The following is a 13463-nucleotide window of genomic DNA, read 5'->3' on the forward strand; positions in this document are numbered from 1 at the left end:
ATCCTTTGTTTAATAACGAAAGCGAGCCAATTGACTCGCCTGATTGTGCACTAAAGTGCGGTCATTTTTAGAAGAGTTCTTCTGGCTGGCTAACTGGCACTGGCGCTTTGCCTCCAGTACCATTTAAGCGTTGTTGTAGTTCCGGTGGAACATAGTAACCACGCTCTTGCATTTCGGAAACGTATGTACGGGTTGGCTCAGTTCCCACAATAAAGTATTCTTTTCGACCACCGGATGGAGAGAGTAAACCAGTCATCGTATCAATACTTTTTTCCATTATTTTTGGTGGTAATGGTAATTTACGTTCTGGTTTGTCGCTCAATGCAGTTTTCATATAAGCGACCCAAGCTGGCATTGCAGTTTTCGCACCCGCTTCACCTTTACCTAATTCGCGTTTGTTATCATCAAACCCGACATAAGTTGTGGTTACTAAGTTTGCACCAAATCCCGCATACCAAGCCACTTTCGCACTATTGGTGGTACCTGTTTTACCGCCTATATCGCTACGTTTAATGGTTTGTGCGATACGCCAGCTGGTTCCTTTCCAGCTTAAACCTTGTTCACCATAAATCGCAGTATTTAAGGCGCTGCGAATTAAAAATGCTAACTCGCCACTGATTACTCGAGGGGCATATTCAGTTTTAGATGAACCATTTTTTGCATCCGCCATTAAATCGATCGCATCTTCTTTAAGTGCGGTGACATTTGACTGTAATTCTGGCAGTTCAGGTACAGTTTCAGGTTGTTGATCAACTTCTTCACCGTTTGTACTGTCATCTGATGGTTTTAAGGCATTTTCTCCTAAAGGAATATTCGCAAAGCCGTTGATTTTGTCTTTCGTTTCACCATAAACAACAGGGATATCATTACATTCAATACAAGCAATTTTAGGGTTTGCAACAAATAAGTCTTTACCCGTGTTATCTTGAATTTTTTCAATGATATAAGGTTCAATGAGGAAACCGCCATTATCAAACACAGCATAAGCTCTAGCCATTTCTAATGGTGTGAAAGAGGCTGCGCCAAGCGCTAAGGCTTCACTAGCAAAATATTGATCATGTTTAAAACCAAAACGCTGTAAAAATTCTGCTGTGAAATCAATACCTGCCGTTTGGATAGCGCGAATAGCAATCATATTTTTGGATTGACCTAATCCTACGCGTAAACGCATTGGGCCATCATAACGATCTGGTGAGTTTTTGGGTTGCCACAATTTTTGTCCAGGTTTTTGAATAGAAATTGGGCTGTCTTGTAATACGCTAGAAAGTGTTAAACCTTTTTCTAATGCCGCTGCGTAAATAAATGGTTTAATAGAAGAACCCACTTGAACTAAGGATTGTGTCGCACGGTTGAACTTACTTTGTTCATAGCTAAAACCACCAACAATTGCTTCAATCGCACCATTATCTGAGTTAAGCGATACTAATGCAGAGTTAGCCGCTGGAATTTGACCTAATTGCCATTCACCATTAGCACGTTGACGAATCCAAATTTGCTCACCTACTTTTACAGGATTACTTCTGCCAGTCCAACGCATTGCATTAGTGGAGAGCGTCATTTTTTCACCAGATGCTAATAATAGATCAGCCCCACCTTTTGCCATGCCAACCACAGCCGCTGGAATAAATGGTTCAGAATCTGGCAATTTACGTAAAAATGCTAGAATACGTTCATCATCCCAAGCCGCTTCATTTTTTTGCCATAAAGGCGCACCACCACGATACCCACGACGCATATCGTAATCAATTAAGTTGTTACGTACGGCTTTTTGGGCTTCAGCTTGGTCTTTTGAAAGTACAGTGGTAAATACTTTATAACCACTGGTGTAGGCATTTTCTTCACCAAAACGGCGAACCATTTCTTGGCGTACCATTTCAGTGACATAATCCGCACGAAATTCAAATTTTGCGCCGTGATAGCTCGCCACAATCGGCTCTTTCAATGCAGCATCATATTCTTCTTTACTGATGTATTTTTCATCTAACATACGGCTTAACACCACATTACGGCGTTCTTCTGAACGTTTTAAAGAATAAAGCGGGTTCATGGTTGAAGGTGCTTTAGGTAAACCAGCAATAATCGCCATTTCAGATAAGGTCAATTCATTTAATGATTTACCAAAATAGGTTTGTGCCGCTGCTGCAACACCATAAGAACGATAGCCTAAAAAGATTTTATTTAAATAAAGCTCTAAGATTTCTTGTTTGCTGAGGGTATTTTCAATTTCTACCGCAAGCACCGCTTCACGAGCTTTACGAATAATAGTTTTTTCTGGGGTTAAGAAAAAGTTACGCGCTAATTGTTGAGTAATCGTACTTGCACCTTGTGATGCACCGCCATTACTCACTGCGACAAACAATGCACGAGCAATACCGATAGGGTCTAATCCGTGATGATCGTAAAAACGACTATCTTCCGTCGCTAAAAATGCATCAATTAAGCGTTGTGGCACATCTGTTAATTTCACTGGAATACGTCGTTGCTCACCCACTTCGCCAATTAATTTACCATCGGCCGTATAAATCTGCATTGGTTGTTGTAATTCAACGGTTTTTAATGCTTCTACTGAGGGCAATTCTGATTTTAGGTGGAAATACAGCATTCCGCCTGCGACTAAACCTAAAATACATAAAGTTAATAAGGTGCTAAATATTAATTTTGCGATCCGCATCGTAAAATTCTCGCTTCGTTAATGAATATTCTTGTCAAGAGACCTATGATTTAGCTGCTAAGTATAAAAGATTCAGCCTTTAAAGAATAGGAAAGAATATGCAATTCTCCCGGAAAAATCACCGCACTTTACAAATTGGTATTCACCGTAAGCAAGGGTATTTTGATTTCGTGTGGTTTGATGAGTTAGAACGACCACAATGTTATCAAATCTTTGTCAATGATAAAGATTTTAAAAATCGTTTTTTACAACACTTAAAAATACAATTTCAAGGGAAAACCTTTCCTTTGCAGTTTGTGGCAAGTATTTCCGCTCATTTGACTTGGTCGAAAGTATTAATGTTACCGCAAATATTAAATGTACAAGAATGTCATCAACAATGTAAATTTGTGATTGAGAAAGAGTTACCTATTCCTTTGGATGAATTGTGGTTTGATTATATTTCTACTCCGTTAAAGCAAGGTTTTTGTTTAGAAATTACGGCCATTCGAGAGGCGAGTGCTCGAACTTATTTGCAGGATTTTCAACCATTTAGAATTAATGTGTTAGATGTTATTCCTCATACCATCTTGCGTGCATTTCAATATTTGTTGAATGAACAAGTGCGGTCAGAAAATACCTTATTTTTATTTCAAGAAGATGACTATTGTTTAGCGATTTGTGAAAGATCTCAGCAATCGCAAATTTTACAATCTCATGAAAATCTCACTGTACTTTATGAGCAATTTACGGAACGTTTTGAGGGAAAAATTGAACAAATTTTTGTGTATCAAGTTCCTTCAAGTCATACACCATTACCAGAAAATTGGCAACGAGTAGAAACGGATTTACCCTTTATTGCGCTTGGTAACGCACTATGGCAAAAAGATTTACATCAACAAAAAATGGGTAACTAAATGTCGATGAATTTATTGCCTTGGCGTACTTATCAACATCAAAAGCGTTTACGTCGTTTAGTTTTTTATTTCGCTTTATTTATCTTACTTGCAATCAATTTAGCCTTGGCTTTTAGCCATTTGATTGAACAACAGAAACAAAATTTGCAGGTGCAGCAAAAGTTATTTGAGCAACTCAACCAGCAACTTCACAAAACTGCCACGCAAATTGATCTGTTACGTAGTGCGTTGAAAGTTGGTGAAGTTTTGCAATCTCTCACAAATGGGCAAGTTCAAAATAGTTTGCAGCAATTAAGTGAATTGCCTCTTCAGAAAGGCGAATTAAACCGATTTAAACAAGATGTCCATAACTTAAGTTTGGAAGGTCGAGCACAAGATCAAACAGAATTTGAATCGGTACATCAATTTTTAAATAAACATTTTCCCAATGTGAAATTAAGTCAGGTTCAGCCTGAACAACATACATTGTTTTTTCGCTTTGATATGGAACAAGGAGAGGAAAAGTGAAAGCCTTTTTTAACGATCCTTTTACACCTTTTGGAAAATGGCTAAGTCAGCCTTTTTATGTGCACGGTTTAACTTTTTTATTGTTATTAAGTGCGGTGATTTTTCGCCCCGTTTTAGATTATATCGAGGGGAGTTCGCGTTTCCATGAAATAGAAAGTGAATTAGCCGGGAAAAGATCAGAATTGTTGCATCAACAGAAAATTTTAACCTCTTTACAGCAGCAGTCGGAAGGTCGAAAACTTTCTCCAGAACTGGCTGCACAAATTATGCCGTTGAATAAACAAATTCAACGTTTAGCTGCGCGTAACAATTTATCTCAGAATTTACGTTGGGAAATGGGGCAACAGCCTATTTTGCATTTACAGCTTACTGGGCATTTTGAAAAAACGAAGACATTTTTAACCACACTTTTGGCTAATACGTCACAGCTTTCAGTGAGTCGATTGCAGTTTGTCAAACCCGAAGACAGCCCATTGCAAACCGAGATCATTTTTCAGCTAGATAAGGAGGCAAAATGAAGTATTGGTTTTTCCTAGTTGCATTATTTTTTATGAATTGCAGTTGGGGACAAGATCCTTTCGATAAAACACAGCGCACCCATTCTCAGTTTGATAACGCACAAACAGTAATGGAGCAGACAGAAATAATTTCCTCTGATGTACCTAATAATCTATGCGGAGCGGATGAAAATCGCCAAGCGGCTGAAATTCCTTTGAAGGATTTAAAATTGGCGGGGGTAGTGATTTCTAAAGATAAAGCGTTTGCGTTATTGCTGGATCAGGATTTGCAAATTTACAGCGTTTTAGAGGGCGTTGATGTAGCTCAAGAAGGATATGTTGTAACAAAAATCAATCAAAATAAAGTTCAATTTATGCGTAAGTCTGGTGCTCAATGTGATAGCACTGAACAGAAAGAATTAAGTTTTTAAAGGAAGATTATGAAGAAATATCTTTTAAAGTGCGGTTGTTTTTTAGTGTGTTTTTGTTTGCCATTAATCGTTTTTGCTAATCCCAAAACAGATAACGAACGTTTTTTTATTCGTTTATCGCAAGCGCCTTTAGCTCAAACACTGGAGCAATTAGCTTTTCAACATGATGTCAATTTAGTGATGGATGAGACGCTAGAAGGCAATGTTTCGTTGAAATTAGACAATATTGATATGCCACGTTTGCTACAAATAATCGCTAAAAGTAAGAAGCTTACTTTGAATAAAGATGAGGGTATTTACTATCTGAATGGAGGGCTATCAGGCAAAGGTCAAATTGCAGGAAATCTTACTACAAATGAACCGCACTTAGTGAGTCATACGGTAAAACTCCATTTTGCTAAAGCCTCTGAATTAATGAAATCCTTAACGACAGGAAGTGGCTCTTTGCTTTCACCAGCTGGGAGCATTACCTTTGATGATCGCAGTAATTTACTGGTTATTCAGGATGAGCCTCGTTCTGTGCAAAATATCAAAAAACTAATTTCTGAAATGGATAAACCTATTGAGCAGATCGCTATTGAAGCACGTATTGTGACAATTACGGATGAGAGTTTGAAAGAACTTGGTGTCCGGTGGGGGATTTTTAATCCAACGGAAAATGCGGGGCGTGTAGCGGGTAGCTTAGCCGGCAATGGCTTTGAAAATATTACGGATAATCTTAATGTGAATTTTGCGACAACGACGACACCTGCTGGATCAATAGCATTACAAGTCGCGAAAATTAATGGGCGATTGCTCGATTTAGAATTGAGCGCTTTGGAGCGTGAAAATAATGTAGAAATTATCGCAAGTCCTCGCTTACTAACCACGAATAAGAAAAGTGCAAGCATTAAACAGGGGACAGAAATTCCTTATGTTGTGAGTAATACTCGTAATGATACGCAATCTGTGGAATTTCGTGAGGCAGTGCTTGGTTTGGAAGTGACGCCACATATTTCTAAAGATAACAATATTTTGCTTGATTTATTAGTGAGTCAAAACTCACCAGGTTCTCGTGTCGCTTATGGACAAAACGAGGTGGTCTCTATTGATAAGCAAGAAATTAATACTCAAGTTTTTGCCAAAGATGGGGAAACCATTGTGCTTGGCGGTGTATTCCACGATACGATCACGAAAAGCGAAGATAAAGTGCCAGTACTTGGCGATATACCTGGCATTAAACGATTGTTTAGTAAAGAAAGTGAACGACATCAAAAACGTGAGCTAGTGATTTTCGTGACGCCGCATATTTTAAAAGCAGGAGAAACGTTAGATGCGTTGAAACAAAAAAGTGCGGGTAAAAAATAACTTTTTTAGATGATGAATTTTTTTAATTTTCGCTGTATCCACTGTCGTGGCAATCTTCATATCGCAAAAAATGGGCTATGTTCCCGTTGCCAAAAACAAATTAAATCTTTTCCTTATTGCGGTCATTGTGGTGCGGAATTGCAATATTATGCGCAGCATTGTGGTAATTGTCTTAAACAAGAGCCTAGTTGGGATAAGATAGTCATTATTGGGCATTATGTTGAGCCACTTTCTATATTGATTCACCGTTTTAAATTTCAAAATCAATTTTGGATTGACCGCACTTTAGCTCGCCTTTTATATCTTGCGGTGCGTGATGCTAAACGAACGCATCAACTTAAATTGCCAGAAGCAATCATTCCAGTGCCTTTATATCATTTTCGTCAGTGGCGACGAGGTTATAATCAGGCTGATTTATTATCTCGGCAATTAAGTCGTTGGCTAGATATTCCTAATTTGAACAATATTGTAAAACGCGTGAGACATACCCATACTCAACGAGGTTTGAGTGCAAAAGATCGTCGTCAGAATTTAAAAAATGCCTTTTCTCTTGCTGTTTCGAAAAATGAATTTCCTTATCGTCGCGTAGCATTGGTGGATGATGTGATTACTACTGGTTCTACACTCAATGAAATATCAAAATTGTTGCGAAAATTAGGTGTAGAGGAGATCCAAGTGTGGGGGCTGGCGCGGGCTTAATATAAAGCACTGGAAAAAAAAGCGCGATGAGCGTATTATTCCCGATACTTTCTCTCAAGTATTTAGGACATAATATTATGGAACAAGCAACCCAGCAAATCGCTATTTCTGATGCCGCACAAGCGCATTTTCGAAAACTTTTAGACACGCAAGAAGAAGGAACGAATATTCGTATTTTCGTGGTTAATCCAGGCACACCTAACGCGGAATGTGGCGTATCTTATTGCCCACCGAATGCCGTAGAAGAAAGTGATTTTGAAATGAAATATGACACTTTTTCTGCATTTATTGATGAGGTCAGCCTGCCTTTCTTAGAAGAAGCAGAAATTGATTATGTTACCGAAGAACTTGGTGCGCAACTTACCTTAAAAGCACCAAATGCCAAAATGCGTAAGGTGGCTGATGATGCGCCATTAATTGAACGTGTTGAATATGTGATACAAACTCAAATTAATCCACAGCTTGCAAGTCATGGTGGACGCATAACCTTAATTGAAATTACTGAAGATGGTTACGCAATTTTACAATTTGGTGGTGGCTGTAATGGTTGCTCAATGGTGGACGTTACGTTAAAAGATGGCGTAGAAAAACAACTTATTAGCCTATTCCCTAATGAATTAAAAGGTGCAAAAGATGTAACCGAACATCAGCGTGGAGAGCACTCTTATTATTAGTGAGTGCTAAAAAGAAGATTTATAATAACCGCACTTTGAAAGTGCGGTTATTTTTATGGAGTAAAAAATGAAAACACTTCATCCAGATGATTTTGGTTATTGGTTGCTTACTCAAGGTTCGAATCTTTATTTGCTGAATAATGAGTTGCCTTGTGGTACGGCTAAAACACTTGGAATGGAAGGATTGCAGGCAATGCAAATCGGGGAATGGAAAAATCATCCGTTACGGCTTGTGGCTGAGCAAGAAAGTGATGAACGGGAATATGTAAGTTTACGTGGATTACTTTCACTGCCAGAGGATGAATTCCATGTATTAAGCCGAGGTGTGGAAATTAATCATTTCCTGAAAACCCATAAATTCTGTGGAAAGTGCGGTCATAAAACACAACAAACTCAAGAAGAGCTTGCCGTGCAATGCACTTACTGCGGGTATCGAATTTATCCTGTAATTTGCCCATCCATTATTGTTGCGGTTCGACGTGGCCATGAAATTTTATTGGCAAATCATAGGCGTCATTATCACCCGAACGGAGGAATGTATACCACTCTTGCTGGCTTTGTAGAAGTCGGTGAAACATTTGAACAAGCGGTGCGGAGAGAGGTTTTTGAGGAAACCGGGATTTTGATAAAAAATATTCGTTATTTTGGTAGCCAGCCTTGGGCATTCCCGAATTCTCAAATGGTCGGTTTTTTTGCTGATTATGAGAGCGGTGAAATTACTTTGCAAGAAAGTGAAATTCATGATGCACAGTGGTTTTCTTATGATCAACCCTTGCCAGAATTACCGCCAACAGGTACTATCGCACATAAACTTATACATACGACGCTTGAGCTTTGTCGAGCAGAGGATAATCAGAAGGAAATCTAAATGTCAGTATTAAAAAATGATCGTTATTTAAAAGCTTTATTACGTGAATCAGTGGATTACACCCCTGTTTGGATGATGCGTCAAGCTGGACGTTATTTGCCTGAATATAAAGCGACGCGTGCCCAAGCAGGAGATTTTATGTCACTTTGTCGCAATGCTGACTTAGCTTGTGAGGTGACGCTCCAACCGCTTCGTCGTTATGATTTAGATGCTGCGATTTTATTTTCTGATATTTTGACTATTCCAGATGCTATGGGGCTAGGTTTAAGTTTTGGTGCGGGGGAAGGTCCTAAATTTACCCGACCAATTGAGTGTAAAAGCGCGGTAGAAAATTTACCTATTCCAGATCCTGAGGAAGAACTTCAATATGTTATGAATGCTGTACGCACAATTCGTGGTGAGCTAAAAGGCGAGGTCCCTCTCATTGGTTTCTCTGGTAGTCCTTGGACATTAGCTACTTATATGGTAGAAGGTGGCTCAAGTAAGACTTTCGGAAAAATCAAAAAAATGATGTATTCTGATCCGAAAACACTTCATTTATTACTCGATAAACTGGCTGATTCCATCACGCTTTATTTGAGTGCCCAAATTAAGGCTGGCGCTCAGGCTGTGATGATCTTTGATACTTGGGGCGGAGTGTTGGGACATAGAGAATATTTAGATTTCTCTCTTCAGTATATGCATAAAATTGTAGATGGATTGATTCGTGAGAATGATGGTCGTCGAGTCCCCGTAACATTGTTCACCAAAGGTGGTGGTTTATGGTTAGAAGCCATAGCTAATACCGGATGTGATGCGATTGGATTAGATTGGACAGTGAATCTTGCTGATGCTAAAGCACGTGTAGGGCATAAAGTTGCATTGCAGGGTAATATGGATCCAAGCGTATTGTATGCATCATCAGAGCGTATCGAACAAGAAGTTCAATCGATCTTAGCTGATTTTGGTACTGGAAGTGGTCATGTATTTAATCTTGGGCATGGAATTCATCAAGATGTGCCAGAAAATGCACCTAAAGTTTTTGTAGATGCCGTGCACCATTATTCTAGAATCTATCATAAATAAGAGAATATCATGCGAAATCCAATTCATAAACGTTTGGAGAATTTAGAAAGTTGGCAACATCTTACTTTTATGGCTGCATTATGTGAACGTATGGCACCTAATTTCAATTTATTCTGTCAGATGAATAATCTTGAAATGGAAGTAAAGGTTTATCAAAACATACTTAATCTAGTATGGGAATATTTAATCGTAAAAGATGCGAAAATCAATTTTGAGAGTCAGCTTGAAAAATTAGAAGAAATTATTCCTGATGTAAATGATTATAATAGTTTTGGGGTTATTCCAGCATTAGATGCGTGTCAATCTCTTTCAGAGATATTACACGGCATCATAGCGGGCGAAACCTTAGAAAGAGCGGTTGAAATTAGTCAAATTTCTTTAGGTACAATCACGAGTTTGCTAGAAACTGAAACAGGACGAGATTGGACTGAACATGAATTGAAAGAAAGTGAAGATATCCAAGGTGAATTAGATATACAATGGCAAGTTTATCGTTTGCTTAAAGAGTGTGAAAAGCGAGATATTGCTTTAATTTTAGGCTTAAAGAATGAAATTAGAGCTGAAGGTATGTCTAATATTGGTATAGAATTCCATCAATAATGTGATATTTGTCACAAAAAATGAAAATCTTTCTTTTATTTCTTTGAAAGTTAGATTATCCTTTGCAAAGCTATTGCGGTAAAAGCCCGCTGGCGTATTTAAATAGTAGAATTTTTCTTTTAACAGAAGGTACAAATTTATGAACAAAACAGATCTAATTGATGCGATTGCAAGCGCAGCAGAATTAAATAAAAAACAAGCTAAGGCTGCATTAGAAGCTACTTTAGATGCAATCACAGCAAGTCTTAAAAAGGAAGAGCCTGTACAATTAATCGGTTTCGGTACATTCAAAGTAAATAAACGCGCAGCGCGTACTGGTCGTAACCCACAAACTGGTGCTGAAATTAAAATCGCCGCATCTAAAGTACCAGCATTCGTATCTGGTAAAGCATTAAAAGACGCAATTAAATAATTAATATTTGAATGATTTTAAACCCTGCCAATGAGCAGGGTTTTTTGTTGACAAAAATTTACTTTACAAAACAATATTGTTTATATAAACTTTCGAACCGAAACTTTTGTGTCTAAAGATAGCTTAATGAAAAAAAATAGCCAGCCTCGTAATACTAAACAACGTCGCCATACCATTATGCAACTTTTACAAGAGCAAGGTGAGGTGAGTGTGGATCAACTAGTGCAGCTTTTTGATATATCTGAAGTGACGATTCGGAAAGACTTAAGTGCGCTAGAAACAAGTGGTTTTTTATTGCGTAAATATGGTGGCGCAATTTTAATGCCAAAAGAAATTATGGATGAAAACGAAAATGATGAACTTACGAAGCGAAAGTTTGTCATAGCGAAAGCTGCCGCTGAACGTATTCGAGATCACAACCGCATTATAGTAGATAGCGGTAGTACTACGGCGACTCTGATTAAACAACTTAATTTAAAACAAGGCTTAGTTGTAATGACGAATTCTCTTTCCGTGGCAACGGAATTGAGAGCATTAGAAAATGAGCCAACATTGCTGATGACTGGTGGAACTTGGGATACTCGTTCGGAATCGTTTCAAGGAAAAGTAGCTGAACAGGTGCTGCGTTCTTACGATTTTGACCAACTTTTTATTGGTGCTGATGGCATTGATTTAGCGCGAGGTTCTACGACTTTTAATGAACTTGTAGGATTAAGTCAGGTGATGGCGGAAGTTTCTCGCGAAGTTGTTGTGATGGTGGAATCTCAGAAAATTGGTCGGAAAATGCCAAATTTAGAATTAACTTGGCAACAAATTGATGTGCTTATTACTGATACGGGATTATCAGAACAAGATAAACAAGCCATTTTAGCTCATGGCGTAGAAGTAATTTGTGTATAAAGTACGGTTAAAAATTAGACGTATTTTTTATTTAATGAACAATAAGGAAAGCTTATGTGTGGTATTGTCGGCGCGGTAGCGCAACGAGATGTAGCGGAAATCTTAATTAATGGTTTACATCGTTTAGAATATCGTGGTTATGATTCTGCAGGCGTAGCAGTGGTAAATGAAAATCATGAATTACAACGCGTGCGCTGCTTAGGTAAAGTTAAAGCCTTAGACGATACTGTATCGGAGAAACCATTGATTGGTGGTACAGGGATTGCGCATACTCGTTGGGCAACGCATGGTGAGCCATCGGAAACCAATGCTCATCCACATGTGTCAGGTACCTTCGCCGTAGTACATAATGGTATTATTGAAAATCATGAAGAACTTCGAGAGTTACTAAAATCTCGTGGTTATATATTTTTATCACAAACAGATACTGAAGTGATTGCTCATCTCGTCGAATGGGAAATGCGTAGCACGGATTCACTTTTAGAAGCTGTGAAAAAAGCAGTAAAACAACTCACGGGCGCATATGGTATGGTAGTAATGGATAGTCGCCATCCTGAACATTTAGTTGCGGCCCGTTCTGGTAGTCCGCTAGTGATTGGTTTAGGCCTTGGTGAAAATTTCTTAGCTTCAGATCAACTTGCACTTTTAAGTGTTACCCGCCGTTTTATCTTTTTAGAAGAAGGGGATATTGCAGAAATTACACGTCGTACAGTTGATATTTATGATACTTACGGCAATAAAGTTGAGCGTGAAATTCACGAATCTAATCTTGAAAATGATGCGGCAGAGAAAGGTAAATTCCGTCATTTTATGCAGAAAGAAATTTACGAACAGCCAACCGCACTTATCAATACAATGGAAGGGCGTCTCAATCATGAAAATGTGATTGTCGATTCAATCGGTAATGGTGCAAAAGACATTTTAGAAAAAGTTGAGCATATTCAAATTGTTGCTTGTGGTACATCTTATAATGCAGGTATGGTGGCACGTTATTGGTTTGAATCTTTGGCTGGCGTGAGCTGTGATGTTGAAATTGCATCAGAGTTTCGTTATCGCAAATTTGTTACACGTCCAAATAGCTTATTGATTACACTTTCTCAATCTGGCGAAACAGCAGATACTTTAGCTGCACTTCGTTTAGCGAAAGAAAAGGGCTATATGGCGGCATTAACAATTTGTAATGTGGCAGGCTCTTCGTTAGTACGCGAATCAGATCTTGCATTTATGACGCGTGCCGGTGTTGAGGTTGGAGTGGCATCAACAAAAGCATTTACGACACAGCTTGCTGCGTTATTAATGTTGGTGACGGCACTTGGTAAAGTTAAAGGTCATATTTCTGCAGAAAAAGAGCATGAGATTATTAAAGCAATGCAATCTTTACCTGCTGAAATTGAAAAAGCGTTGGCTTTTGATACAGAAATTGAAGCATTAGCTGAGGATTTTGCTGAAAAACATCATGCGCTTTTCTTAGGTCGTGGTGCATTTTATCCAATTGCCGTAGAGGCCTCTTTGAAATTGAAAGAGATTTCTTATATTCACGCTGAAGCGTATGCGGCTGGAGAATTAAAACATGGTCCATTAGCGTTGATCGATGCTGATATGCCAGTAATTGTTGTGGCACCAAATAATGAATTATTAGAGAAAGTAAAATCGAACATTGAAGAGGTTCGTGCTCGTGGTGGCCAATTATACGTATTTGCTGATAAAGAAGCGGGCTTTACACCAAGTGAAGGAATGAAAATCATCACGATGCCAAAAGTCAATGATATCGTTGCACCGATTTTTTACACCATCCCAATGCAGTTGCTTTCTTATCATGTGGCTTTAATTAAAGGTACTGACGTAGATCAACCTCGTAACTTAGCGAAATCCGTCACCGTAGAATAAAGTGCGGTT

14 protein-coding genes are annotated in these 13463 nt (G+C 38.5%); 13 read left to right on the forward strand and 1 reads right to left on the reverse strand.

The window, feature by feature from the left end; translation table 11 throughout:
- Positions 1-67: 67 nt before the first annotated feature.
- Positions 68-2671 carry a penicillin-binding protein 1A gene (locus KP712_RS07210; RefSeq protein ID WP_215770771.1) on the reverse strand — a complete coding sequence of 868 codons (2604 nt, stop codon included), beginning with the start codon at positions 2669-2671 and terminating at the stop codon, positions 68-70.
- Between the two features lie 98 nt (positions 2672-2769).
- On the opposite strand from KP712_RS07210, the gene KP712_RS07215 reads away from it, so the two are divergent.
- The 13 genes from KP712_RS07215 (at position 2770) to glmS (ending at position 13454) form a co-directional block, all read left to right on the forward strand.
- A complete protein-coding gene (locus KP712_RS07215; protein ID WP_215770772.1) occupies positions 2770-3567 on the forward strand; it encodes a competence protein ComA in 798 nt (265 codons plus the stop codon).
- Complete coding sequence (locus KP712_RS07220; RefSeq protein WP_215770773.1) at positions 3568-4074, forward strand: competence protein B; 507 nt, start codon at positions 3568-3570, stop codon at positions 4072-4074.
- Positions 4071-4592 carry a competence protein ComC gene (gene comC, locus KP712_RS07225; RefSeq protein ID WP_215770774.1) on the forward strand — a complete coding sequence of 174 codons (522 nt, stop codon included), beginning with the start codon at positions 4071-4073 and terminating at the stop codon, positions 4590-4592. Before KP712_RS07220 ends, comC begins: the two co-directional genes overlap by 4 nt.
- Positions 4589-5002: a pilus assembly protein PilP gene (locus KP712_RS07230; RefSeq protein WP_215770775.1), complete on the forward strand. Its 414-nt coding sequence runs from the start codon at positions 4589-4591 to the stop codon at positions 5000-5002. The genes comC and KP712_RS07230 overlap by 4 nt, the downstream gene beginning before the upstream one ends.
- Positions 5003-5011: 9 nt before the next feature.
- Positions 5012-6349, forward strand: a complete 1338-nt coding sequence (locus KP712_RS07235) for a type IV pilus secretin PilQ family protein (protein WP_215770776.1) — start codon at positions 5012-5014, stop codon at positions 6347-6349.
- Positions 6350-6361: 12 nt separating this feature from the next.
- The gene (locus KP712_RS07240) at positions 6362-7048 is read left to right on the forward strand and encodes a ComF family protein (protein ID WP_032828001.1); all 687 of its coding nucleotides are present in this window, start codon (positions 6362-6364) and stop codon (positions 7046-7048) included.
- 77 nt (positions 7049-7125) lie between these two features.
- The gene (gene nfuA / locus KP712_RS07245) at positions 7126-7722 is read left to right on the forward strand and encodes a Fe-S biogenesis protein NfuA (protein ID WP_005634545.1); all 597 of its coding nucleotides are present in this window, start codon (positions 7126-7128) and stop codon (positions 7720-7722) included.
- A gap of 67 nt (positions 7723-7789) precedes the next feature.
- On the forward strand, positions 7790-8590 hold the full coding sequence (gene nudC / locus KP712_RS07250) for an NAD(+) diphosphatase (protein WP_111407690.1): 801 nt from the start codon (positions 7790-7792) through the stop codon (positions 8588-8590).
- Complete coding sequence (gene hemE, locus KP712_RS07255; RefSeq protein ID WP_111407689.1) at positions 8591-9655, forward strand: uroporphyrinogen decarboxylase; 1065 nt, start codon at positions 8591-8593, stop codon at positions 9653-9655.
- A gap of 9 nt (positions 9656-9664) precedes the next feature.
- Positions 9665-10255, forward strand: coding sequence for a YjaG family protein (locus KP712_RS07260; RefSeq protein ID WP_106013559.1), 591 nt, complete (start codon positions 9665-9667; stop codon positions 10253-10255).
- Between the two features lie 139 nt (positions 10256-10394).
- A complete protein-coding gene (locus KP712_RS07265; protein WP_048952927.1) occupies positions 10395-10667 on the forward strand; it encodes an HU family DNA-binding protein in 273 nt (90 codons plus the stop codon).
- Between the two features lie 126 nt (positions 10668-10793).
- Entirely contained in the window at positions 10794-11567 is a 774-nt protein-coding gene (locus KP712_RS07270) for a DeoR/GlpR family DNA-binding transcription regulator (protein ID WP_106013558.1), read from the forward strand.
- 54 nt (positions 11568-11621) lie between these two features.
- The gene (glmS, locus tag KP712_RS07275) at positions 11622-13454 is read left to right on the forward strand and encodes a glutamine--fructose-6-phosphate transaminase (isomerizing) (protein ID WP_106013557.1); all 1833 of its coding nucleotides are present in this window, start codon (positions 11622-11624) and stop codon (positions 13452-13454) included.
- Positions 13455-13463: the final 9 nt, after the last annotated feature.

This window comes from Haemophilus sp. SZY H68 (assembly GCF_018829685.1).
GTDB classification, from domain to species: Bacteria; Pseudomonadota; Gammaproteobacteria; order Enterobacterales; family Pasteurellaceae; genus Haemophilus; species Haemophilus haemolyticus_K.

What these genes read in the sequence shown, in the direction of transcription:
- KP712_RS07270 (WP_106013558.1), top strand. Translation starts at nt 10,794, where the DNA reads ATGAAAAAAAATAGCCAGCCTCGTAATACTAAACAACGTCGCCATACC.
- KP712_RS07220 (WP_215770773.1), top strand. Translation starts at nt 3,568, where the DNA reads ATGTCGATGAATTTATTGCCTTGGCGTACTTATCAACATCAAAAGCGT.
- nfuA (WP_005634545.1), top strand. Translation starts at nt 7,126, where the DNA reads ATGGAACAAGCAACCCAGCAAATCGCTATTTCTGATGCCGCACAAGCG.
- KP712_RS07230 (WP_215770775.1), top strand. Translation starts at nt 4,589, where the DNA reads ATGAAGTATTGGTTTTTCCTAGTTGCATTATTTTTTATGAATTGCAGT.
- KP712_RS07215 (WP_215770772.1), top strand. Translation starts at nt 2,770, where the DNA reads ATGCAATTCTCCCGGAAAAATCACCGCACTTTACAAATTGGTATTCAC.
- nudC (WP_111407690.1), top strand. Translation starts at nt 7,790, where the DNA reads ATGAAAACACTTCATCCAGATGATTTTGGTTATTGGTTGCTTACTCAA.
- hemE (WP_111407689.1), top strand. Translation starts at nt 8,591, where the DNA reads ATGTCAGTATTAAAAAATGATCGTTATTTAAAAGCTTTATTACGTGAA.
- KP712_RS07210 (WP_215770771.1), bottom strand. Translation starts at nt 2,671, where the DNA reads ATGCGGATCGCAAAATTAATATTTAGCACCTTATTAACTTTATGTATT.
- KP712_RS07260 (WP_106013559.1), top strand. Translation starts at nt 9,665, where the DNA reads ATGCGAAATCCAATTCATAAACGTTTGGAGAATTTAGAAAGTTGGCAA.
- KP712_RS07240 (WP_032828001.1), top strand. Translation starts at nt 6,362, where the DNA reads ATGAATTTTTTTAATTTTCGCTGTATCCACTGTCGTGGCAATCTTCAT.
- KP712_RS07265 (WP_048952927.1), top strand. Translation starts at nt 10,395, where the DNA reads ATGAACAAAACAGATCTAATTGATGCGATTGCAAGCGCAGCAGAATTA.
- KP712_RS07235 (WP_215770776.1), top strand. Translation starts at nt 5,012, where the DNA reads ATGAAGAAATATCTTTTAAAGTGCGGTTGTTTTTTAGTGTGTTTTTGT.
- glmS (WP_106013557.1), top strand. Translation starts at nt 11,622, where the DNA reads ATGTGTGGTATTGTCGGCGCGGTAGCGCAACGAGATGTAGCGGAAATC.